The 22,283-nt window shown below is 68.8% G+C and carries 25 protein-coding genes and 1 riboswitch; of the genes, 12 read left to right on the top strand and 13 right to left on the bottom strand.

Annotated features, from left to right (window positions below; translation table 11 throughout):
• Positions 1-55: 55 nt before the first annotated feature.
• Positions 56-607: a TetR/AcrR family transcriptional regulator gene (locus K3G64_RS12765; protein WP_238950240.1), complete on the top strand. Its 552-nt coding sequence runs from the start codon at positions 56-58 to the stop codon at positions 605-607.
• A gap of 64 nt (positions 608-671) precedes the next feature.
• Positions 672-2,156, top strand: a complete 1,485-nt coding sequence (locus tag K3G64_RS12770) for a class I adenylate-forming enzyme family protein (RefSeq protein ID WP_238950242.1) — start codon at positions 672-674, stop codon at positions 2,154-2,156.
• On the opposite strand, the gene K3G64_RS12775 is transcribed toward K3G64_RS12770, so the two are convergent.
• Genes K3G64_RS12775 through K3G64_RS12785 form a run of 3 tightly spaced genes read right to left on the bottom strand, consistent with a single transcriptional unit; the run spans position 2,132 to position 3,413 of the window.
• The gene (locus tag K3G64_RS12775) at positions 2,132-2,728 is read right to left on the bottom strand and encodes a class I SAM-dependent methyltransferase (protein ID WP_238950244.1); all 597 of its coding nucleotides are present in this window, start codon (positions 2,726-2,728) and stop codon (positions 2,132-2,134) included. The genes K3G64_RS12770 and K3G64_RS12775 overlap by 25 nt on opposite strands.
• 4 nt (positions 2,729-2,732) lie before the next feature.
• A complete protein-coding gene (locus K3G64_RS12780) occupies positions 2,733-3,158 on the bottom strand; it encodes a pyridoxamine 5'-phosphate oxidase family protein (RefSeq protein ID WP_238950245.1) in 426 nt (141 codons plus the stop codon).
• A gap of 45 nt (positions 3,159-3,203) precedes the next feature.
• The gene (locus K3G64_RS12785; protein ID WP_238950246.1) at positions 3,204-3,413 is read right to left on the bottom strand and encodes a hypothetical protein; all 210 of its coding nucleotides are present in this window, start codon (positions 3,411-3,413) and stop codon (positions 3,204-3,206) included.
• Positions 3,414-3,649: 236 nt separating this feature from the next.
• Between K3G64_RS12785 and K3G64_RS12790 the strand changes: the two genes are divergently transcribed.
• From K3G64_RS12790 to K3G64_RS12800, 3 genes are all read left to right on the top strand, one after another.
• Positions 3,650-4,639, top strand: coding sequence for an LLM class F420-dependent oxidoreductase (locus tag K3G64_RS12790; RefSeq protein ID WP_238950248.1), 990 nt, complete (start codon positions 3,650-3,652; stop codon positions 4,637-4,639).
• A 47-nt stretch (positions 4,640-4,686) separates the two neighbouring features.
• A complete protein-coding gene (locus K3G64_RS12795) occupies positions 4,687-6,522 on the top strand; it encodes a nitrilase-related carbon-nitrogen hydrolase (protein ID WP_238950249.1) in 1,836 nt (611 codons plus the stop codon).
• Positions 6,523-6,600: 78 nt separating this feature from the next.
• The gene (locus K3G64_RS12800) at positions 6,601-7,653 is read left to right on the top strand and encodes a cupin domain-containing protein (protein ID WP_238950251.1); all 1,053 of its coding nucleotides are present in this window, start codon (positions 6,601-6,603) and stop codon (positions 7,651-7,653) included.
• A 34-nt stretch (positions 7,654-7,687) separates the two neighbouring features.
• On the opposite strand, the gene K3G64_RS12805 is transcribed toward K3G64_RS12800, so the two are convergent.
• A complete protein-coding gene (locus tag K3G64_RS12805) occupies positions 7,688-8,311 on the bottom strand; it encodes a hypothetical protein (RefSeq protein ID WP_238950252.1) in 624 nt (207 codons plus the stop codon).
• Positions 8,312-8,465: 154 nt separating this feature from the next.
• Between K3G64_RS12805 and K3G64_RS12810 the strand changes: the two genes are divergently transcribed.
• Positions 8,466-8,810, top strand: a complete 345-nt coding sequence (locus tag K3G64_RS12810) for a cupin domain-containing protein (RefSeq protein WP_238950253.1) — start codon at positions 8,466-8,468, stop codon at positions 8,808-8,810.
• On the opposite strand, the gene K3G64_RS12815 is transcribed toward K3G64_RS12810, so the two are convergent.
• Both K3G64_RS12815 and K3G64_RS12820 read right to left on the bottom strand, forming a co-directional pair.
• On the bottom strand, positions 8,807-10,456 hold the full coding sequence (locus K3G64_RS12815; protein ID WP_238950254.1) for a DNA repair helicase XPB: 1,650 nt from the start codon (positions 10,454-10,456) through the stop codon (positions 8,807-8,809). The two genes, K3G64_RS12810 and K3G64_RS12815, sit on opposite strands and share 4 nt — an antisense overlap.
• Positions 10,457-10,505: 49 nt before the next feature.
• Positions 10,506-12,764, bottom strand: coding sequence for a helicase-associated domain-containing protein (locus K3G64_RS12820; protein ID WP_238950255.1), 2,259 nt, complete (start codon positions 12,762-12,764; stop codon positions 10,506-10,508).
• A 65-nt stretch (positions 12,765-12,829) separates the two neighbouring features.
• Here K3G64_RS12820 and K3G64_RS12825 point away from each other — a divergent pair, with 65 nt between their 5' ends.
• The 4 genes from K3G64_RS12825 to K3G64_RS12840 all read left to right on the top strand — a co-directional run bounded on the left by K3G64_RS12825 (position 12,830) and on the right by K3G64_RS12840 (position 14,439).
• Positions 12,830-13,021 carry a hypothetical protein gene (locus tag K3G64_RS12825; RefSeq protein ID WP_238950256.1) on the top strand — a complete coding sequence of 64 codons (192 nt, stop codon included), beginning with the start codon at positions 12,830-12,832 and terminating at the stop codon, positions 13,019-13,021.
• A gap of 79 nt (positions 13,022-13,100) precedes the next feature.
• Positions 13,101-13,541 (top strand): cyclic pyranopterin monophosphate synthase MoaC, encoded by a 441-nt coding sequence (gene moaC / locus K3G64_RS12830; protein WP_238950628.1) that lies wholly within the window; start codon positions 13,101-13,103, stop codon positions 13,539-13,541.
• Positions 13,538-14,014 carry a MogA/MoaB family molybdenum cofactor biosynthesis protein gene (locus tag K3G64_RS12835; protein WP_238950257.1) on the top strand — a complete coding sequence of 159 codons (477 nt, stop codon included), beginning with the start codon at positions 13,538-13,540 and terminating at the stop codon, positions 14,012-14,014. Before moaC ends, K3G64_RS12835 begins: the two co-directional genes overlap by 4 nt.
• Entirely contained in the window at positions 14,011-14,439 is a 429-nt protein-coding gene (locus K3G64_RS12840; RefSeq protein WP_238950258.1) for a molybdenum cofactor biosynthesis protein MoaE, read from the top strand. The genes K3G64_RS12835 and K3G64_RS12840 overlap by 4 nt, the downstream gene beginning before the upstream one ends.
• Before the next feature lie 26 nt (positions 14,440-14,465).
• On the opposite strand, the gene K3G64_RS12845 is transcribed toward K3G64_RS12840, so the two are convergent.
• From K3G64_RS12845 to K3G64_RS12860, 4 genes are all read right to left on the bottom strand, one after another.
• Positions 14,466-15,677, bottom strand: a complete 1,212-nt coding sequence (locus tag K3G64_RS12845) for a transglycosylase family protein (protein WP_238950259.1) — start codon at positions 15,675-15,677, stop codon at positions 14,466-14,468.
• 10 nt (positions 15,678-15,687) lie between these two features.
• A riboswitch (cyclic di-AMP (ydaO/yuaA leader) is annotated at positions 15,688-15,864 on the bottom strand.
• Positions 15,865-16,114: 250 nt separating this feature from the next.
• Positions 16,115-16,381, bottom strand: coding sequence for a MoaD/ThiS family protein (locus tag K3G64_RS12850; protein WP_238950261.1), 267 nt, complete (start codon positions 16,379-16,381; stop codon positions 16,115-16,117).
• 2 nt (positions 16,382-16,383) lie between these two features.
• Entirely contained in the window at positions 16,384-17,433 is a 1,050-nt protein-coding gene (gene moaA, locus K3G64_RS12855; protein WP_238950263.1) for a GTP 3',8-cyclase MoaA, read from the bottom strand.
• A complete protein-coding gene (locus K3G64_RS12860) occupies positions 17,430-17,834 on the bottom strand; it encodes a YccF domain-containing protein (RefSeq protein WP_238950265.1) in 405 nt (134 codons plus the stop codon). The genes moaA and K3G64_RS12860 overlap by 4 nt, the downstream gene beginning before the upstream one ends.
• Positions 17,835-17,986: 152 nt before the next feature.
• Between K3G64_RS12860 and K3G64_RS12865 the strand changes: the two genes are divergently transcribed.
• Positions 17,987-18,397 carry a cold-shock protein gene (locus tag K3G64_RS12865; protein WP_238950629.1) on the top strand — a complete coding sequence of 137 codons (411 nt, stop codon included), beginning with the start codon at positions 17,987-17,989 and terminating at the stop codon, positions 18,395-18,397.
• 325 nt (positions 18,398-18,722) lie between these two features.
• Here K3G64_RS12865 and K3G64_RS12870 read toward each other — a convergent pair whose 3' ends face one another.
• Positions 18,723-18,998, bottom strand: coding sequence for a hypothetical protein (locus K3G64_RS12870; RefSeq protein WP_238950267.1), 276 nt, complete (start codon positions 18,996-18,998; stop codon positions 18,723-18,725).
• A 111-nt stretch (positions 18,999-19,109) separates the two neighbouring features.
• On the opposite strand from K3G64_RS12870, the gene K3G64_RS12875 reads away from it, so the two are divergent.
• On the top strand, positions 19,110-20,126 hold the full coding sequence (locus tag K3G64_RS12875; RefSeq protein ID WP_238950269.1) for a glutathione S-transferase family protein: 1,017 nt from the start codon (positions 19,110-19,112) through the stop codon (positions 20,124-20,126).
• Positions 20,127-20,134: 8 nt separating this feature from the next.
• Here K3G64_RS12875 and K3G64_RS12880 read toward each other — a convergent pair whose 3' ends face one another.
• Both K3G64_RS12880 and K3G64_RS12885 read right to left on the bottom strand, forming a co-directional pair.
• A complete protein-coding gene (locus K3G64_RS12880) occupies positions 20,135-20,614 on the bottom strand; it encodes a DUF2771 domain-containing protein (protein WP_238950271.1) in 480 nt (159 codons plus the stop codon).
• Positions 20,611-22,194: an MFS transporter gene (locus K3G64_RS12885; protein ID WP_238950630.1), complete on the bottom strand. Its 1,584-nt coding sequence runs from the start codon at positions 22,192-22,194 to the stop codon at positions 20,611-20,613. Before K3G64_RS12885 ends, K3G64_RS12880 begins: the two co-directional genes overlap by 4 nt.
• Positions 22,195-22,283: the final 89 nt, after the last annotated feature.

Here is a 22,283-nt window from a genome sequence, read left to right on the forward strand (position 1 = left end):
TCGGTAAGGCAGCGCAAGTGAGCTTACCAACCGTTAAGTCAGTTAGGGTGGGTAGGTGTCGCGGCCGCCCTCCGAAACCCGTCAGCGCATCCAGCACGTGGCCAGGGAGCTGTTCACGCAGAAGGGTGTGCAGCGGACCAGCTTGCAGGACATCGCCGACCGCCTGGGTATCACCAAGCCCGCGCTGTACTACCACTTCGGCTCGCGCGAGGAATTGGTGCGCAGCATCCTGCAACCACTGATCGACGAGGGCGAGGCCTTTGTGACCGCGCACGAGAAGCGGCGGGGGGCTAGGCGTGCCACGGCGCGCGAGCTACTCGAGGGCTACTTCGACTTCCACTACAAGCATCGCGCCGACCTGCTGCTCGTGGTATCCGAACTCACCACGCTGGCCGACCTCGGCCTGATCGACCGGTTGCTGGCCTGGCGTGAGCGCCTGGGCAGGCTGATCTTCGGCAACCGGCCCACGCTCGAGCAGTCGACGCGCGCGGTGATCGCCCTCGGCGGGATGCAGGACTGCTGTCTGCAGTTCCCTGACGCCGATCACGATGAGCTGCGGCGGGTCACCGTGCAGGGAGCCTTGGCCGCGCTGGGCATGTCGACCTGACACAGCGGGAGGGGAGCGTGCCGAGTGCGGGTGGTCGCATCACCGGATCGTCTAGCCTGACGCCGTGACCTTCACCGACGAGTTCGCCGCGGGACTGGCCGGCTACGGCGACAAGCCCTGCATCGAGTTCGAAGGTCGGTGGTACTCGGGTGCCGAGGTCGCCGAATACGGCCATGCCGTCGCAGAGTTGCTGCGCGAGGCCGGGGTATCCGACGATGCGCCGGTCGGCCTCGTGGTGCGCAACCGGTTGCCGCACGCCGCGGTGATCATCGGGTTCCTGGCCGCCGGTCGCACCGTGTCGATGGTCTACTCGTTCCAGTCGCCGGAGGCGATCGGTCGCGACATCGAGAAGCTCGAGTTGTCGGCGGTGGTCGCCGATGTCGAGGACTGGACGACACCGGTCGTGGCGGCCGCCAGGCGTGCAGGCAGTGCGGGTGTGGGTATCTCGCTGCAGTCGCCCGCTGTCTCGGCGGTGCCGGGCTTGGAGCGCCGCGACGAGTCCCGGTCCCACGCGGTCGCCGAACCCGATGTGGCCCTGCAGATTCTGACCAGCGGCACCACCGGACCGCCGAAGCGCCAGTCGATCAGGACACCGGTGCTGCGACGCACGGTGTTCAGCGTCACGAGCGGGGAGTCCGCACCCGCCGACGCCCCGCCGGAGATGGCGTACTGGCAGTTCGGCGGCATCGGGGTCTGCCAACTCATCGCCGGCGTCTACAACGCGCGGCGCATCGTGATGCTCGAGCGGTTTACCGTCGACGGCTACGTGAACGCGGTGAAGCGGCACGGCATCACCCGTTCGGGCGTGCAGCCCGCCGTCATCCGGATGCTGTTGGACGCCGACGTAGCCAAGGAGGACCTCGCGTCGCTGGACTTCCTGATCAGCGCGTCGGGACCCTTGGACCCCGAAACGCGCGACGCATTCGAGTCCAGGTACGGCGTTCCGATCATGTTGGCCTACGGCGCAACCGAATTCGCCGGTTCGCTGTGCGCGTGGACACCGGATCTGCAACAAGAGTTCGGTACGGCCAAGCGCAACAGCGTCGGGCGTGCCCTGCCCGACACCCGATTGCGCGTCGTCGACCCCGACACCGGTGCGCCACTTCGAGCGGGTGAGCAGGGTCTGCTCGAGGCCAAGGTCGCGCCGATCGGTGCGGACTGGATCCGTACCACCGACATCGCCTCCATCGACGCCGACGGGTTCGTCTTCCTGCACGGCCGCGCCGACGGGGCGATCAACCGCGGCGGGTTCAAGATCCTGCCCGAAACCGTTCGGCGGGTGTTGATCTCACATCCTGCGGTACGGGACGTCTGCGTGGTCGGGGTGCCCGATGCGCGCCTGGGGGAGGTGCCGTTCGCGGCGATCGAGGTGACGCCGGGGTTGCCCGTACCGTCCGAGGGCGAGCTCGCCGAACTGGTCCGCTCAGCGTTGCCGGTGTACACCGTGCCCGTCGCGTTCGCGGTCGTCGACGAACTGCCGCGCAATCCGGCGCTCAAGGTCAGCCTGCCGGCCGTCGCGTCGCTCTACGAGGCGCGCGCGAACAGGTAGTGCCGCGCCGGGTTCTTACCGTTGTGGTTCATCGCGGCCTCATCTCCGGAGGACAACGGCGTCCAGCCGCCGGCGAACCGGTGCGCCACCTCGTCCGGGTCGATGCCGGGCACGCCGAACGAACCGCCGGGCACGAACGCGACGATGAGCAGCCGGGCACCGGGCGCGGCCACCGCGGTGACCTCTCGGACGTAGGCGGCGCGGTCGTCGGCGCTCATCCCGTGCAGGCAGCCGCTGTCGAGGATGAGATCGAAACCTGTGCCGATGCCTTCGCTCGACAGCCGCGTCACGTCGCCACGGCTGAAGGTGACGTTCACCTTCGCGGCCTCGGCCTTGGCGCGCGCCCTGCCCACGGCCTTCGCGACGTAGTCGACACCGGTGACCGCCCAGCCATTCCTCGCCAGGAAGATCGAGCTGTCGCCGGTTCCGCAGCCGAGATCAAGCGCGCTGCCCGGATGCAGCCGGTCCGCGCCGTCGACGAGTTCGATCAGACTGCGAGGCAGAGGATGTCCGTCCCACGGCGTGAATCCGAAGCGGTAGAACGCGGTGAAGAGCCGCTGTCTCGAGGCCATCGGCTCAGATGGCGCCGAGGTCTGCCGACAACCAGTGTCGGGGCCTCATGACGACCACTACGCCCTCCCCGTGTTCACGGCGGGCGTACTCGAGGTAGGCGTCGACCTTCTCCGGCGCCAGGTAGCGCTTCGTCATCTCGACGAGGTGGTCATCGGTGGCCCGCTCGATGCTGCTGACCGGGCCGTCGACCGCGACGTAGCGCACCGAGGGCTCGACGCGCTCGACCATCAACGTGAACTCGCCCTGCGCCTCGATGAGCCGGTGCTTGCGGGACCCGTCGCCGGTCAGCACCCACGGCTGGCCACCGACGGCGTACTGGTACCAGATCGGCACGGTGAGCGGACCCCGCTTGTCACCGGCACTGACCGACAGCGCGGCGATGTGGGGTTCGGCCAGGAACTGTTCGCGTTCTTCCTTGGACAGGGCCATCTCGCCAGGCTAGACCCGCCCACCGACAAGCCCGGGCAATGAAGGTCAGCAGCCGATCCGCGAGAAGAAGGCGAGTGAGACGATCCCGATCGCGATGGCGATCGGCGTCTGTCCCATCGCGGCGGTGCTGACGATGCCGACGACCGCGGCGATGGCGATCACCGCGAGCAACAGTCCGTGGACCCATCGAACCCCGATGGCTCCGCCCGGGCGCCCTGGATGGGTCTGCATTCCCGTCATCCGGTCACGGGCCACGGCCGCCTCCTGTGTGGTCTACATCACATCGTATCGGTTGTGTGAGCCACACCATACAACACCGCCGGCCGCTCAGCGAAGCGGATCGCGCCCTGTCGGCGAGGGTCGGCTGCAACTGAAAGGCTATGTGCTGCTTGAAGACTATGCCGAGTGCAGCTAACTAGTGATGGTTGCGGGACCCCGGACTGCGAACTTCGGCGCCGAACTCGCCCCGGCGTCACCTAGAGTCGGGGGTCATGCGCTTCGGCTTCTTCATCCCACAGGGCTGGCGACTCGACCTGGTGGGCATCCCCACCGAACAACACTGGTCGGTGATGCGCGATCTCGCCGTGTACGCCGACCGCAGCGCGTGGGATTCAGTGTGGGTCTATGACCACTTCCACACGGTGCCGGTTCCCACCGCCGAGGCCACTCATGAAGCGTGGGCGCTGATGTCGGCCTACGCCGCGGTCACGTCGCGGGTCCGACTCGGGCAGATGTGCACGGCGATGAGCTACCGCAATCCCGCCTACCTGGCCAAGGTCGCCGCCACCGTCGACGTCATCTCCGGCGGGCGGACAGAGATGGGCATCGGTGGTGGCTGGTATGAGCACGAGTGGCGTGCCTACGGTTACGGGTTCCCGTCTGCCGGCGTGCGTTTGGGCCGACTCGACGAGGGCGTCCAGATCATGCGTGATGCCTGGCGCGACGGCAAGGTCAGCTTCGAGGGCAAGCACTACCAGGTAGAGGGTGCAATAATGGAGCCTAAACCGTTACAGCCCAACGGTATTCCGCTGTGGATTGCGGGCGGCGGGGAGAAGGTCACGCTGCGGATCGCCGCGAAATACGCCCAGTACACCAACTTCACCTCCGTGCCGGAGGGATTCACGCACAAGTCCCAGGTGCTCGCCGACCATTGCCGTGACGTCGGGACCGACTACGACGCGATCGTGCGGTCGGCCAATTTCAACGCGGTGATCGGTGACTCCGAGGCCGACGTCGCCGACAGGGTCGCCCGGGTCCGCGATCGGCAGGTGGCCGCAGCCGACGAACCCGCGGTCAATGCGATGCTGAAGACCGTTACAGCCCCCGAATCTGCCTGTGGAACAACGGATCAGGTCATCGAGAAGCTGGCCAAGATGCGCGACCTCGGCTGCGAGTACGCCATCCTCTACTTCCCGGAAGCGGCCTACGACCGGTCCGGTGTCGAGCTGTTCGAACGCGAGGTCATTCCGGCGCTCGGCTAGCCGCCGGCCACGGTGCGCGCGGATCAACCGAACCGAGGAGGCACGAGGTGAACGCAACACCATTCAAGGTGGCTGCGGTCGAATTCAACCCGGAGCTCTTCGAGTTCCATCGCAACATCGCGCGTGCATGCGCTGTTGCCGAGGAAGCCGCTACGAACGGCGCGAAGTTGATCGTGCTCCCGGAGGCGGCCCTGTCCGGTTACATCTACCGCGACCTGGCGCAGTTCCTGCCCTATATGGACACCGTGCCCGGAAGCGGGACGAACGCTCTTGCGGCCGTATGTGCCAAGCACGGGTGCTACGTGGCCATCGGGATAGCCGAGATCGACCCCCTCACTCAGCTGACCTACAACACCGGCGCACTCGTCGGGCCTGACGGATATATCGGGAAGTACCGAAAAAGCGGCCTTAACCCGAGCGACATCCTTTGGTTCACGCCGGGCAACACCGGCCATCCCGTGTTCGAGACGGAACTGGGCCGCATCACCATGGTGATCTGTTACGACGACACTTACTGGGAGCCCGGTCGGCTGGCCGCCGTCAAAGGCGCAGACCTGATTGCCTACATCTGCTCCAGCGACCGGGTCCTGACCCAGCTCGGTGCCGAGTCGAAGGGCAACCATTCGACGATCGCCGCGGTTCAGCAGCTGACGGCGTGGAACGGCCTCGCGATGGTCGCCGCGGACCGAAACAACGTCGAGAGCAATCCGACCACCGGTATATCCGTCGTGTACGGGGGTTCGGCATCGATCTGGCAGGCCGACGGACGCCGCACCGGGCACCTCCCGGCCACCGAGCAGAACCTCACCGCTGCCAACCCCGGCGCCATCCTCTACGGGGAAATCGACCCGGCTCTTTACGCGAATGACCAGAAGGCGACGCTGTCACGCCGGCGTCCCGAGCTGTACCGCGACCTCGCGTTCCACCGGGCGCCCACCGACACTCAGGCATCCCGTGAGTCGCACCGGATCTCGGTCACCGCCGTCCAGTACGAGCTGGTCACCGGTGATGTCGAAGGCAATATCGGGCGTGCCAATGATCGTGTCCTCGAATTGCAGACCGCCGACGCCCGCGACGGCCTGGCGGTACTGCCCGCGTTCACCTTCAGCGGTGTCCCGACCGACGCCGACACCGCGGCGCGGTGGGCCGAATCCGGGCTGGGACGCACCGTTCAGGTGTTGTCGGATTTCGCGATCCGGCTGCGTCGGTTCGTCGTCGGCAGTCACGTCGAGCACGACGGCGGCGCACTCTTCCACACCGCCGTGCTGGTGCAGCCCGACGGCAGGCTCGCCGGAACCTACCGCCAATGCCATCTCGACCCGTCGTACACGTGGGCCACGCCCGGTGACGACCTACCGGTGTTCGACACGGCGATAGGCCGTATCGGGCTGCTGCTCTGTGCGGATGTGCGATTTCCGGAGGCCAGCGGCGTCTTGTCGGTGCGCCGAGCCGATTTGATTGCGGTACCGTCACATTGGGACGGCAGCTACGGCGGCCCATTGCGGGAGTCGGAAGGACTCTTCGCGCATGGATTCCCCGCCAACACGATGTGTATGTGGTATGCGGTGGCCAAGACCAGTCAGGCCTATACGGTGGTGGCGAATCCGGTCGGCAGCGGAACCTTAGGCTCCAGTGGGGTTTTCACCATCAATCCGGTGAACGCCGAACCACCGGTTGTCGGATCGGTCGACAACGCCGAGGCGGTGAGCATGAGCATCACCACACTGGGCGACGCGGACTGGTGGTTGGACCAACGACGCTTGATCGCGGGCCGGCGCGCAGATCTCGCTGTTCCCCTGATGCTGCCCGACGATTCCCCGGCTTTCACCGCGTGGCGAGAGTCCCCGGGATACGATCTGACCTGGTCGGCTTACTCACAGTGACGTCAAACTGCCTGGATCTGAAGCCGGTCCGGGTACTGATGAAGAACAGTCGGGGCAGCGGGGGAGGATCCGATTCACATGACCGTGAAGCTCGAGCGAAGCCGGCATTCGACCTCGTTGCTCGACGGCGAGATCGTCGAGGAATCCGAACACGGTTCGATGCGCCGGGTCACCGCCGACACCCTGCCCATCTTGGCGGGAATGTCGATCAAGCGTTTGGTTCTCAATCCCGGTGCGATGCGAACGCCGCACTGGCACGCCAACGCCAACGAGCTCACATATTGTGTCTCGGGTACCTCCCTGGTGTCCGTTCTCGACAGCGGTAGTCAATTCTCCTCCTTCGTCATTCGCGCGGGCGAGATGTTTCACGTCGACTCCGGTTCGCTGCACCACATCGAGAACATCGGTGAACAACGGGCCGAATTCATCCTGGCGTTCCGTCACGAACGGCCCGAGGATTTCGGTTTCGGTGCGGCTTTCGGCGCCATGACCGATGCGGTGCTCGGGAACACCTACGACCTTCCGGCCGCCGACTTCGCGAAAATCCGGCGCAGTACCACCGACCGGCGATTGGCGGCGCGCGTGGGGGAGCCGTCGGTGCCCGCCGGCGCGCAGTTCAACGATCCGCACAAGTTCGCCGTCGAAGCTCAGAACCCGCCTGTGGGTAGTGCGGTCGGATCAGCCCGATTGGCGCGCGTCCAGTTCTGGCCGGCACTGAAGGATCTGTCGATGTACTCGCTGCGCATCCGGGAAGACGGCATGCGCGAACCGCACTGGCATCCGATCACCGCCGAGATGGGCTACGTGGCGTCGGGAAGTTCCCGAATGACCGTGATGGATCCCGACGGGCGACTGGACACCTGGTATCTCGAACAGGGGGACATGTACTTCATCCCGCGCGCGTATCCGCACCACATCGAGGTGGTCGATGCGCCGGATCTGCACTTCGCGATCTTCTTCGACCAGCCGACACCCGGCGACATCGGTTACCGCGCATCGGCGAGCGCATACTCGCGCGAGGTACTCGCCGCGACGTTCAACGTGCACATCGAAGATCTGCCCGACTTCCCGTTCACCAATGCCGACCCGTTGATCGTCCATCGCATCAACCCGCTGGATCCGCGCGAGTAGTGCTCCCCGCCGCTCGCGGGTGGCTGGCGGCCGGCTACGGCGTCGGGCGCGCGTAGATCACCGGTGGCGGTCCGGGAGCGGGCGGCGGCGCTGGTGGCGGCGCGTCGAAGTAGCCGGGCGGAGGCGGACCGTCCAGCGGGTAGTAGCCCGGCGGCAGTGGCGGTCCCTGCTCCGTTTGGGGCGCGACCGGCGGGCCGTTCGACTCCGGGGCGGTCAGCGAGGTGTATCCGGGCGGTAGCTGCGGCGCCGGACCGGCGCCCGGGGGCGGTGCCGCTCCGACGGGCATCTGGTCCGGCGGCATCGAGGCGAACCCGTAGGGGTCCTGAGCCTGATGCCAGGCGTCGCGCAGGAAACCCAGCGGCCCCGGACTCGAGCCCTGCCCGTACTGGGCGTTTCGCACCTCGGGTACCGGCGGCGGACCGATGGGTGGCGGTGCCGGTGGCGGCGCCGCCTCGTCCACCTCGACGGCATACGGCTGACCGGGCGGGGGCGCCGGTGCGCCTGGCGCTCCGGGTGCGGGCGGCAACGGCGCAACGCCGGGTTGGGCGCCGGCCACGCCCGCGGGCAGCAGGGCCCCCAGGCCGACCGCGACGCCTGCCATAGCGAGCTTGGCGCCCATCGCTGATGAGTTGGCGCGACGGCGGCGGTGTCCGGTCATGAGCAAAGAGGCTAGCGCCTCACGCCCGCGGGCGCGTGCGCAGCGGCGAAGTCGTGCCGGCGACACGCCGACCTTGCCGGGTCGGCCGAGTGCGAGGATGGTTGGAGCTGTCACACCGCGAATCGAACAGCCTCGATCGTCCGGGAAGGACTCCATGAACAAGACCTCACTGACCGCGCTTGTGCGCGAACAGCTCGAAACGGCGCGCGGCGCGAGCAGCGGCCGCAGTGCGCACACCGTCTACGGCGGCCATGAGCACTCGCTGCGCCAGACGCTGATCGCCCTGAAGTCCGGCAGCGGGCTCGACGAGCACGACACCAACGGCGAGGCCACCCTGCAGGTACTGCACGGCAGGGTGCGGTTGACCGAACAGAACAACCACTGGGAGGGCTCGGCGGGAGACCACCTCGTCGTGCCGAAAGCCCGCCACTCCCTCGAGGCGATCGAGGACTCGGCGGTCCTGCTGACGGTGTCGAATCCCGTCGGCCCGCACGTCTAGATCGTGGGCCCCAGCAGGTCGTCGGCGTCCTTGATGATGTAGCCGTAGCCCTGCTCGGCGAGGAATCGCTGCCGGTGCGCGGCGTACTCGGCGTCCAGGCTGTCGCGCGAGACCACCGAGTAGAACATCGCGCCGCCGCCGTCGGCTTTCGGTCGCAGCAACCGGCCGAGCCGCTGAGCCTCTTCCTGGCGGGACCCGAACGTTCCCGAAACCTGCACTGCCACCGCGGCTTCCGGCAGATCGATGGAGAAGTTGGCGACCTTGGACACCACCAGGGTGGCGATCTCGCCACGGCGGAACTGGTCGAACAGCGCCTCGCGCTCGGCGGTTTTCGTCGATCCCTGGATGACCGGGGCGTCGAGTTCGCGTCCCAGCTCGTCGAGCTGGTCGAGGTAGGCGCCGATCACCAGCGTCTGCTCCCCCTTGTGCTTCTCCAATATCGACTTCACCACCGCGAGTTTGGTGTGCACCGTCGAGCACAGCTTGTAGCGCTCGTCGGGTTCGGCGGTGGCATAGAGCATCCGCTCGTTGTCGGTCATCGTCACCCGCACCTCGACGCACTCGGCCGGTGCGATCCAGCCCTGCGCCTCGATGTCCTTCCACGGCGCGTCGTAGCGCTTGGGTCCGATCAACGAGAACACGTCACCCTCCCGGCCGTCCTCGCGGATCAGCGTCGCGGTCAACCCGAGCCGGCGGCGCGACTGAAGGTCGGCGGTCATCCGGAACACCGGGGCGGGCAACAGGTGCACCTCGTCGTAGATGATCAGGCCCCAGTCGCGGCTGTCGAACAATTCGAGGTGGCGGTATTCCCCCTTGGTGCGCCGGGTGATCACCTGATACGTGGCGATGGTGACCGGACGGATCTCCTTGCGCTCGCCCGAGTACTCGCCGATCTCGTCTTCGGTCAACGACGTCCGGTTGATCAGCTCGCGCTTCCACTGCCTGCCCGCGACGGTGTTGGTCACCAGGATCAGCGTGGTGGCCGACGCCTTGGCCATCGCCGCCGCGCCGACGAGCGTCTTGCCTGCGCCGCACGGCAGCACGACGACACCCGATCCGCCCTGCCAGAACGAGTCGGTGGCCATCTCCTGGTAGTCGCGCAGATGCCAGCCGTTCTGCGCCAGGCTGATCGGGTGCTTCTCGCCGTCGACATAGCCGGCCAGGTCCTCGGCGGGCCAGCCGATCTTGAGCAGCATCTGCTTGACGCGGCCGCGCTCGCTGTTGTGGACGACGACGGTGTCGTCGTCGATGCGCGCGCCCAGCATCGGTGCGATCTTCTTGTTGCGCAGCACCTCTTCGAGTACTGCCCGGTCGAGGCTCACCAGCGTCAGCCCGTGTGCGGGGTGTTTGATCAGTTGCAGACGGCCGTAGCGCCCCATGGTGTCGACGATGTCGACGAGCAGCGGCTGTGGCACCGCGTAACGCGAGAACGTCACCAACGCGTCGACCACCTGCTCGGCGTCGTGGCCGGCTGCGCGGGCGTTCCACAGCGCCAGCGGGGTGATGCGGTAGGTGTGGATGTGCTCGGGGGCGCGCTCGAGTTCGGCGAACGGGGCGATTGCGGCGCGCGCGGCGCCCGCCTGCTCGTGGTCGACTTCGAGCAGCACCGTCTTGTCGGACTGCACGATCAGGGGGCCGTCGGTCATTTTGTCCATTATCCAGAACCGGCGGACCCCGGGTCGCGTTGAGTCGGCGTCAGTCCTCGTCGGCGCTGACCACCGAGGTGATCCGGTGGATCGCGAAGTCGCGCACCCGGCCTGAAGCCGGGTCGTAGGCGGTCAGCTGACCACCCCGGATGTTGATCGGCGCCACCACCCGCTGGGTGGCCACCCCGGCCGGGTCGACGTAGCCGATCACCACCGACGCCTGCCGGTGAGCGGCTGCGTGCAACTGCGAGATCGCCACCGCGGGGTCCAGGCGCATGCTGCCCGACGGCGCGGCCGCCACCTTGCGCAGCACCGCGACGATCGCGCTGAGGGTCTGGTGGGTCGGCACCGGTGCCGGCCGGAATGCGCGACGGCGCCCCGGGGGTGTGGGCACCCGCGCGCCGCGGGCCCGGATGTCGACGATCGTGCCCGTCGAGTCCTCGGCCGCCGGTGCGAGGCCGGCCTGCCGCAGCGCGGCCAGCACATCGGAGATGGGCGCCTGGGAGACCGCGACGGTCGGCGCGAGCAACCGCATGTCCAGCGGTTCGGCCGCGGGCGAGGAGACGGCCTGGGCGAGCAGCGCCGTGTCCTCGCACCGCACGAACGACGCCGCCATCCCGACCCGCAGTTGGCCGTGTCTGCGGGCCACGTCGTCAATGAGGTACGTCAACCCCTGCGGCACAGGGGTTCTGGAGTGACGGTCGAACATCGCGTGCAGCTCGCCTGCGGTGCGGCCGGTGTCGAGCGCGCGCCGGATCGACGCCTCACTGATGCGGTACACCATCGCCGCGCCCGCCGACTCGACGGTGGCGACCGCGGCCAACTGCTCGGCGAGGTCGCGCTGCAGCGGCCCGGGCACGATGACCGTCAGGTCGGCCTGGACCAGGAAGTGGTCGATCGGTGTGGGCAGCACCTTGTCCATCGCCTTGGCGACGGCGTCGGGCGTTTCCCCGGCCAGCAGCGCGCGAGCCGGGGTGGCCAGTGCCCCGCGGCCCACCAGTCCGACGGCGTGCGCCTCGGTCAGCAGGTCACCCACCGGCTCCGGCTGCAGTCGAATCGCCCAGCGCGGCCGGCGCCAGATCATCGCGTGCGACGCCGCCGTCGCGTCCGTGCCTGCACCGGGCGGCAACCCGCCGAGGACGCCCAGCAGCAACCGGCGGTCCAGCGGGGCCGCGGTCGAGAACAGCGAATCCGACAGCGCCGCATACGGTTTGCCGTCAGGGCCGCGGGTGCCGATCAGGCTCGGTCTGCCGTGCAGGTCCAGCCAGGTCGAGGCCAGCAGCTGCCATTTCACCGCGGCCGGCGACTCGACGAAGCGATCGGCCGACACCGTCGGCGCCCAGTACGGTCCCGACCCGTCGGCAGGCTCCGGTTCGGGCATGCCTGCCGAGATGAGCCCCGCGGCGGCGCAGACCTCCACGATCAGGCCCAGCCGGCGTTCGTCGATCCCGGTGGTCTTGGTCAGTCGCTTGACATCGCGGACGCCCAGCCCGCCGCTGCGCAGCTCGGGCACCGGTGCGGCGCCGAGCGTCTCCAGCACCAACTCGACCTCGCGCAGCAGGTCGAGCGCCGCCCCGGCGGCGACCGCGTCGGCGTCAGCAGCGGTCGTTGTGGACACCACCGGGTCCGGCTCGGTCCACTGCGTCGGGCCGACCAGCTCACCGCGCAGCACCTGACCGACGAGCCGGGGCAGGATCACCGTCTCGTCGTCGACCTGACGCAACAGACGGGCGGCGAGCAGGCGCTGAACCGGCCGGTCGGAAGGCGTGCCGGGGGCGGCGTCCCTGGTACGGCCGACCGGCGAGCCCTCCAGCAGCTTCTGCAGCAGATCGGCCTGCGCGTCGTCGAGGCTCTCCAACCGAGCGGCGATGTCGTCAGCGCTGTCCTCGACCGTCTCCACGGTGGCCTGGCCCGGATACCAGGGCAGGCCGGCCGGGACCTCCGCGGCGACCCGCACCGTGGTGTCACCCCAGACCAGGGCGCGCTCGCGCAGATCGTCGACCGCCGCGGTGATCGCTTCCTCGGGCGCGCGACCACCGATCAGCTCCACGAGCTTGGTGAGTGGGACAGCGGCGGCGTCGGCGTGCAACACCAGCAGCGCGTCCAGGATCGCCATCCGCAGGTAGTCCAGGTCGTCGGTGGCCGCCTTGACCGACTGGCGCGCCTGCGCGCGGGCTGCGAGCGCGGCGATGGTGCCCGGCGGTGGCTGCGTCAGGTCGGGCCGCAACCCCAGCAGCCGGATGAGCCGCTCGTCGGGAAGCTCGGCCAACCAGGCGCCGAGCGGGGCCCCTGGAGTGTTCTGGGTCATCGCTGACCAGCGTAAAGCAGCACGGCGTGTCACCTCCCGCCGAACCATTTGCCACAATGTGAGGCGTGGCAGACAACAAAGGGAAAAAACGATACGTCGACCCGGGCTGGCCGGCGAGCGACGGCGATGACGACCATCCGGTCAGCGAGCTGGCCGCCGACCGCACCGGCGCGTTGTCGCCGTTCGGTGAGCTCGCCTTCCCGCTGCCCTCGAGCGACCTGCCGTACGTGCATCCGGTGACGGTCGTCAACAAGTAGCGTGACCGAGCGCTCGGCGCGATCGCCCGGCTCGGCCGGGTCCCGGCTGTCGCATGTCGACGAGTCCGGCGCGGCGCACATGGTCGACGTGACCGCCAAGGACGTCACCAAGCGCACGGCCGTCGCCGCGGGCGCACTGCACACCACCGCCGAGGTCGTCGCGCTGATCGCATCGGGCGGCCTGCCCAAGGGCGACGCGCTGGCCACCGCGCGCGTGGCGGGGATCCTCGCCGCCAAGCGCACCAGCGACCTGATCCCGCTGTGCCACCAGTTGGCGCTCACCGGTGTCGACGTCGACTTCGACATCGGCGATGCCAGCCGGCCAGGAGTGGTCACCGTCACCGCCACCGTGCGCAGCACCGACCGCACCGGTGTCGAGATGGAGGCGCTGACGGCGGTGAGCGTGGCGGCGCTGACGCTCTACGACATGATCAAGGCCGTCGACCCGGCCGCGCGCATCGACGGCATCGGGGTGCTGCGCAAAGAGGGCGGCAAAACCGGAACCTGGACCCGACCGTGACATCGGGCCGCGTCATCGTCGCCTCCACGCGTGCCGCCGCAGGCGTCTACGAGGACCGCACCGGGCCGGTCATCGTCGACTGGCTCGGCGGCCGCGGCATCGACGCTTCCGCGCCGGTGGTGGTGTCCGACGGCACCGACGTCGCCGACGCGATCGCGGCCGCGGTGGCCGACGGCGTCGATGTGGTCATCACCTCCGGCGGCACTGGCATCTCGCCGACCGACCGCACCGCGGAGGCCACCGCCGGGATCGTCGACTACCAGATTCCGGGACTGGCCGACGCGATCCGTCGCGCCGGCGAGGACAAGGTGCCGACGTCGGTGCTCTCCCGGGGTGTGTGTGGGGTCAAGGGTCGCACGCTGATCGTGAACCTGCCGGGGTCCCCGGGCGGCGTCCGGGACGGCCTGGGCGTGCTGGCCGGCGTGCTCGACCACGCGCTCGACCAACTCGGCGGGAAGGACCACCCTCGATGACCGCCGTCGTACTGCGCGCCGATCTGAGCGAGCAGACGATCGAGGCGGGCGAGCACGAGGCGATGGTCGCCGACGCAGCCGCGGGGGCGGTGGTGAGCTTCGCCGGGGTGGTGCGGAATCACGACGGAGGTCGAGACGTCGTGCGCCTCGAGTATTCGGCGCATCCCTCGGCAGCCCAGACCTTGGCCGACGTCGTCGCCGAGGTGGCCGCCGAAGCGCACGGCGTCCGGGCGATCGCGGTCAGCCATCGGGTCGGAGATCTGCGCATCGGTGATGCCGCCCTGGTCGCCGCCGTCGCCGCCGATCATCGCGCGGCGGCCTTCGAGACGTGCGCGCGCCTGGTCGACGTGGTCAAGGAGCGGCTTCCGGTGTGGAAGCACCAGTTCTTCGCCGACGGCTCCGAGGAGTGGGTGAACTCCGCCTGAACCGGGGTAGCCGTCGGCGCTCGGTGCTACAGCGCCGGTGCCGGCGGTAGCGGTGCGCCCGGAGGCGGCGGAGCGGGCGCAGGAGCCGGCTCGCCCGGAAGGATCGGCGCCTGCCCACCCGGAGCGTCCGGAGTGGTCAGCGGCCGCTGGGTGAGCGCCAGCAGCGCGTCCTTGCCGGTGATGTCCTGCGTCTGGATCGCGTGCCAGATCTCCTTGAGGTAGGAGACGTTCGGGCTCTCACCGGCGACCGCAGCGCGGTCGACGGTCGTTCCCGGCGGCAGGTTCTGCGGGCTGACCAGATGCGGAGTGGCGTCGGACCCGGGAGCCGGCGCGGCCAGCGCGTCGACAGCCGGTGCGGGAGCCCCGGGCGCGGGCGGTGCCGGGGGAGCCGGCGGTGCCTGGGGACCCGGCGGGAGCGGCGGCGCGGGCTGAAGCGGTGCGTCGACGGGCAGAGCCCACAGCTGAGGCTGGTCACCGGGTGCGGGCGCAGCCTCAGCGACGTCCCAGTGGGTGACCGGTTGCGCGTCGATCGGGGGAGCGGGTGGCGGGTCGACCGGCGCCGGTGGCGGTGGCACGGGGCGGCCAGCGCGTCGACCGGTGCGGGCGGCGGCGGGGAGGCAGTGGCGCCGGAGGCGGAGGCGGAGGCGGGGCGACGGGCACCGGCGCGGCCAGTGCGTCGACGGGAGCGGGGCCGGCGGAGGCGGCGGGGCGAGTGGGTCGACCGGCGCGGGTGGCGGCGGCACCGGGGCGGCCAGCGCATCGAACGGCGCGGGCGGCGGGGGCGGGGGAGGCACCAACGGGTTGACCGGCGCAGGTGGTGGCGGCACGACGTTCTGGACGGCTTCCACGGCGTCGTCGACGACATTGCGCGGCGTCGAGGCCGACAGCGGGCCACCGCACGACGGCCAGGCGCCCTTGCCCTGGCTGGCGAGCACGCGCTCGGCGACGGCGATCTGCTCTTCCTTGGTGGCCAGGTGCGCGGCGGGGGCGTACTCGCCGCCGCCGTGGCCCTTCCAGGTGCTTGGCGCGAACTGCAGGCCGCCCTGATAACCGTTGCCGGTGTTGATGGCCCAATTGCCACCCGACTCGCACTTGGCGACTTGATCCCATTCACCGTCGGTGGCGGCGCCGGCGTGTCCGGCCAGGGTCAGGCCGCCGGTTCCCAGGACTGCGCCGGTGAAGGCGACTTTCGCGACGTTTACAGCGGATGTAGTGGGCTTGCGGTGCCGTCCACTCATAGGTACGCCAGTTTCCTCTCGTCGGCGCCCACGAGGTCAGCTGTCGGGTTCGGGCTTGAGAGGTCGCCCGGCCGCGTCGTCCGACGTCGGCTTCACCCCAAGGAACCGGAACGGCTCCTGGTCCGCTGCTGCTCGGCGGACCGGTGGGTCCCCCGCCTCCATCCAAGTTGTTCGTCGTTGTTCCGTTCACCAACGGATGGAGCTCGGCGCGGTTGGTGACGGCGGGCCGAACGCTGAGTCGTCGAACGGCTTGGGTCAGAACCGTATCGGCTCTCCATGGCCCCGTCATCTTTTGCCGGTAACGGCGTTTCAGGGCCCGGCAAATCTTAAAGAACCTCTAAATGCCCAGCAGTTTTCGGTGTTTCCGCAGGACCCGCCCGTGCGCTATCGCGTCGTAGCCAGGCTGTGATCATTCCGTTATGTGACGCAAATCACGACTATCCACCCGCGAACGGGGGAAGAACGTCGACCGTCTGAGCGTCGCTCAACACCATCGTGTCATCGCGCACCGCGACGCCGTTGCACAGAAAAGAGCAGCGCAACAAGACTTTCGCGAGATTCTCGCCGCGTGCGCTCAGGCTCGCGACGAGTTCGGCGAGCGTCGTGGCCGGCTGTAGCCGGATCGTCTCCTCATCGTTACCGGCCGCGGCCCGCGCGGCTGCGAAGTAACGAACGGTCACCTGCACGGTCGTTGTGGTCGTCACCCTCAACCGCCGATCGCGCTCATCGGCCGGCTGGGTTGCACGAAGTCGGGATCGTTGATGCCGTGGCCCGCCGCCTTGGCCCACATCGCGGCGCGCCAAGCGGCTTCTAGGGCGGCGTCGTCGGCGCCGTCACGCATGAGGTGGCGCAGATCGGTCTCCCGCTGGGCGAACAGGCAGTTGCGCACCTGACCGTCGGCGGTTAGACGGGTACGGTCGCACGCCGCGCAGAACGCCTGCGAGACCGAGGCGATGACGCCGACCTTGGCCGGCCCGCCGTCGACCCGCCACAACTCCGCGGGCGCCGAACCCCGGGGAGCGGCGTCGGGGGTGAGGTCGAAGTGCTGACGCAGCGTCGTCAGGATGGCCGCGGCGCTGATCGCCCGGCCGCGCTGCCACTGATGGTCGGCGTCAAGTGGCATCTGCTCGATGATCCGCAGCTGATAGCCGTGCTCGAGGCAGAAGTGCAGCAGGGCGACCGCATCGTCGAGCCCGGTGACCGGATCGAGCACCGCGTTGACCTTCACCGGGTCCAGGCCCGCGGTCTTGGCGGCGCGCAGGCCGGCGAGCACATCTGAGAGCCGGTCGCGACGGGTGATCGCGACGAAACGCTGCGGGTCGACGGTGTCGAGCGAGACGTTGATGCGGTCCAGACCCGCAGCCTTGAGCTTGGCGGCGCGCCGGTCGAGCCCGATGCCGTTCGTGGTCAAGGTGATCTCCGGGCGGGGGCGCAGGGTCGCCGTCGCCTCGATGACGTCCTCGAGATGCCTGGCCACCAATGGTTCGCCGCCGGTGAAGCGCACGCTGGTGATGCCGAGCCTCGTCACGGCGATGCGCAACAGCCGGGTGAGCTCGTCGGGCCGTAACAGTCGGTCGCTGCTCAGCCAGTCCAGCCCGTCGGCAGGCATGCAGTACGTGCAGCGCAGGTTGCAGCGGTCGGTCAGCGACACCCGCAGATCGGTGGCGACCCGGCCGAACGTGTCGACGAGCGGACCGTCGGCCGGGGCGGGGGTGGCCGGTCCGACCGACGGCACTCCCAGGCCGACGACCGTCACGTGAACGCCCGCTCGGGATTGGGTACCGAGTCCACCGGCACGATGTCCTTGCCCAGCGGCATCAGCGACACCGGGATCAGCTTGAGGTTGGCCAGCGCGAGCGGGATGCCGATGATCGTGATCGCCATCGCGGCGGCGGTGACGATGTGGCCGATCGCGAGCCAGACCCCCGCGACGATCACCCAGATGACGTTGCCGACCAGTGCGAACGGTTGCGGTCCGGGTCTGTCGACGACGGTGCGCCCGAACGGCCACAGCGCGAACACCGCGATGCGCAGCGCGGCGAACCCGAACGGGATCGTGATGATGAGGATGAAGCACAGCAGCGCTGCCAGCAGGTAGCCCAGCGCCAGCCACAGGCCGCCGAAGATCAACCAGATGACGTTCAGGATCAATCGCATAATCGGGCGCTTCTTCTCCTCCAGCGGTGGGTTTCAGCCTACCGATAAGGGGGTGCTGGCGAGGCGGTGGTCCGAGTAGGATCGGTCCACACGCGTCCCGGCGCATTCGGGGCGCTTTCTTAATGTAGGTACAAGACGAGCGGGTGAGACCAGTGCCGACCGGCCGGGTGAAGTGGTACGACGCCGAGAAGGGCTTCGGCTTTCTGTCGCAGGAGGACGGCGAGGACGTCTACGTCCGGTCCTCGGCGCTGCCCTCGGGTGTCGAGACGCTCAAGGCCGGCCAGCGCGTCGAGTTCGGCGTCGCGGCAGGGCGCCGGGGGCCTCAGGCGCTGAGCCTGAAGGTGCTCGACCCGCCGCCGAGCCTGTCGCGGACCCGTCGGGAAGCGGCCGCCGCCGAACGCAAGCACTCGCCCGACGAACTGCACGGGATGATCGAGGACATGATCACGCTGCTGGAGAGCGCGGTGCAGCCCGAGCTGCGCAAGGGTCGCTATCCGGACCGCAAGGCCGCGCGGCGAGTTTCCGAAGTGGTGCGCGCGGTCGCCCGCGAGCTCGACGCGTAAGGCCCCTCCCGCCGAAACTGAACTTCTGCTCGATGATTCTTCGAAAATTCGTGCATAACTTCAGTTTCGGCGGTCGCGGTCAGGCCGGCGCTCCGGCAGATGCGCCAACCGAGCGCTTCGAGTCGGGCCTGCCGGTCGATGTCGCGGGCCCCGAATGGCTGGATTCGTCCAGTGCTGCTCACCGTCGTACTCGACGCCGACCCGGTATCGCAAGTAACCCATGTCGATGCGGCCCACGTGTTCGCCGTAGCGGCGGCGCCGGCGTCGGCAAGGTTGAGCACTTCGCGCAGTTGCACGACGCCCCGCGTACCGCGATGGCAGTCGATCAAAGCCTCGACGTCGTGCGCGCAGGCGTCGTGACCGGGATGCCATCGTGCCTGCCGACCTCGTTTTCGGCGAGCCTGTCGTTGTGCAGCACGATGCCCCTGGTCTTGTGTTGACTGGGTTGGTTCAGCTCAGCCGGCAATCGCACATCGATCCACTTCGACCCATGCAGGGCTGCTGCCGATATGCCGACGATGGTTGCCCGTCGTCGCGACCACAGCCAGGCGGCGTACGCCTTCTGAACGGGCAACACCTGCTCGCCCCGCGGGACGTCCACGATGATTGGACGCGCCGCAGCGGGCCGAGGATCCCCGAGACTGAGCTCGTGATCGATATTTCCGCAGGACTTAGCGCATAACTTCAGTTTCGGCGGGGAAGAATTGAAGGCATGGCATATGTCGCCGACCCCACCACGTCGCACGGCGAGTTCAACCGCGACACCGCCTACATCGAAACCCGGATCACGGCCGACGGCCGCGACGGCTATCCCGTCGAACCCGGCCGCTACCGGCTCGTCGTGGCGCGGGCCTGCCCGTGGGCCAACCGCACCATCATCGTCCGCCGCCTGCTCGGCTTGGAAGACGTTCTGTCCATTGGCTTTTGCGGACCGACCCACGACGAGGACAGCTGGACATTCGACCTCGATCCCGGCGGCGTCGATCCGGTCCTGAAGATCCCACGGCTCAAGGACGCCTATCTCAAGAGGTTCCCCGACTACGACAAGGGCATCACCGTCCCCGCCGTCGTCGAGGTGCCGACCGGTGAGGTCGTCACCAACGACTACCCGCAGATCACACTCGACTTCTCCACCGAGTGGACGCAGCACCACCGCGACGGGGCGCCCGACCTGTATCCGGAGAGGTTGCGCGACGAGATCGACGAGGTGGCCCAGCGGGTCTACACCGAGATCAACAACGGCGTGTACCGGTGTGGCTTCGCCGGGTCGCAGCGCGCCTACGAGAGGGCCTACGACCGGTTGTTCACCGCGCTGGACTGGCTGGCGGAGCGCCTGGAGAGCCGGCGCTACCTCGTCGGTGACACCATCACCGAGGCCGACGTGCGACTGTTCACCACGCTCGCCCGCTTCGACCCCGTCTATCACGGGCACTTCAAGTGCAATCGCGCCAAATTGGCCGAGATGCCGGTGTTGTGGGCCTATGCCCGCGACCTGTTCCAGACACCGGGCTTCGGCGACACCATCGACTTCGTGCAGATCAAGCAGCACTACTACATCGTGCACACCGACATCAACCCGACGCGGGTGGTGCCCAAGGGGCCGGAGCTGTCCAACTGGATGACGCCGCACGGTCGGGAAGCGTTGGGCGGCAGACCATTCGGCGACGGCACCCCGCCGGGCCCGACGCCCGAGGGTGAGCGGGTACCCGACGGGCACGGCGTGGCCTGAGCCCGCGACTAGGACCACACGGTCCGGACCGACCACTCCGCGTGCGGCGCAGGCACCTCTTCCCCGTCGATACGAACCAGGGTCGGCAGCAGCACCGCCAGGCCGTTGAGCTTGCCGAGCCGGGGATCGACGGTGGGTATGGTCACCGCGAGCTTGTTGTCGGGCCGGAACTCCTCGACGATGTCGGAGTCCTCGTACTGGCGCAACAAGACCCACGGCGCCTTGGCGATCTGCGGCGGCACCGACAACTGGACCGCGTCGCGCTCGGTGACCGCCAACTCGCCCTGCTCCTCGAAAACCACGCACTTGGTCGGGTTGAGCACTTCGCAGTAGCGGTACGGTCCCACCCGGACCGTCTCCCCCGCCGAATACGCGCTGATTTCGGGGTATTTCAGCGTGTCGTCACCGCTGAGCCGCCAGATCAGCACACCGGTGCCGACCGATGCGAGAACGACGACAGCCGCCAGCACGGCGAGCATGCGTTTCACTCCGGCGCCACCGCCGCGGTGTCGGACCGTCCACCCTCCTGCTCGGCCAGCACGGGCCGGTTACCGCCGAAGCCGGGGATCAGCGACTCGCCGCGATAGCTCACGACCGTCTGCGCCAGACCCAGGATCAGCACCGCGGTGATGCCGGTGAACCCGACCCACAGTTCGGTGTAGATCAGCACGCCGACGGCCCCGCCTGCGACCCAGGCCAGTTGCAGCAACGACTCCGAACGGCCGAACGCCGACGCGCGCGATTCCTCGGGCAGATCGTCTTGCAGCGAGGCGTCCAGCGAGGCCTTGCCGATCGCGCTGGCGCCGGACGTGAGCAGCGTGGCGATCGCCGCCGTCATGAGGTTTCCGGTCAATGCGGCGGCCAGGGCGGCGGCGGTGACGACGACCGTGCAGCGCACTACCACCTGTGCCGGATGGCCGAGCTTGAGGCGGGCGCCGGTGAAGTTGCCGGCGAAGTTGCCGATCGCCGCCGCGGCACCGATCACGCCTAGGATGCGCAGCTGTTCCCAACCGCTGGCGTCGTGCGACTTCGCCACGAAAGCCGGATACAGGAACAGAAACCCGACCATCACCTTGATGGTGCAATTGCCCCAGAGCGCGGTGATGGTGTTGCGGCCCAGCGGTTGTCGCGCATCTTTGGTGGGCTGCTGTTCGAGACCGCGGCGTAGCTCACCGGTGCGGCCGTGATAGCTCAGCGTGGCAGGCACCTCACCCGCGGTCACCTCGACCCACTTTGGGATCCGCATCGCCAAGACCGCGCCTGCGATGCTGACCGCGACGATCACGTACAGCGCCCCGGGCATGCCGAACACATTGAACAGGTACTCCGCACCGGCGGCGACGGCGCCGCCCACCAGGGTCCCGCCCAGCAGCCCGAACGTCGTCAACCGCGAGTTCACCCGCACCAGGTCGATGGACGGCGGCAGTACCCGCGGTGTCACCGCGCTGCGCAACACCGAGAACGACTTGGACAGCACCATCATGCCGAGCGCGCAGGGGTAGAGCACCCACGACGGGTAGCTGCCCGTCGCGCTGTCGTAGTTGGCGATCAGCACCACCACCAACACCGTGCGCAGTCCGAACGACGCGGCCAGCGCCACACGGCGGCCGTGTTGCAGGCGGTCCAGCGCCGGGCCGATCAACGGCGCGATGACCGCGAACGGCGCGATGGTGATCAGCAGGTACAGCGCCACCTTGCCCTTGCTCTCCCCGGAGGCGGCGGCGAAGAACAAGGTGTTGGCCAAGGCGACGGCCATCGCGGCGTCGACGGCGAAGTTCGCCACCACCGGCCAGGTGAGCGCGGTCAGCCCGGACTTGTCGGCGCCGTCGGCGGTGGCGGCCCGGTGCACCAGGCCGTACATCCGCGAGCCCATCTCGCGGCTGCGCTGCGCGGCCGCCCGGGTGACGGTCACCCTGTCGCCGGCCGCACCGCCGACGGTGCGCGGCGGCGGGTTCGACTGGAACTCTCGGGCGGGATCGTCCAGGGGAGGCAGCCAGCGGTTGGCGCTGGACGTGGGTCCGCTGCGCCGGGGCCGACGGTAGCTGCCGTCGCTGGGGTAGTTCGCCATCCCCGGATGCTCGGCATCGCGGTGGTTGTCCCAGGCGTCGTCGGCGGGCGGACGGGGAGGGTAGTAACGGGGGTCGCGGCGCGCCGTGG

Origin of the sequence: Mycobacterium sp. IDR2000157661 (assembly GCF_022317005.1) — a bacterium.
Lineage (GTDB): Bacteria > Actinomycetota > Actinomycetes > Mycobacteriales > Mycobacteriaceae > Mycobacterium.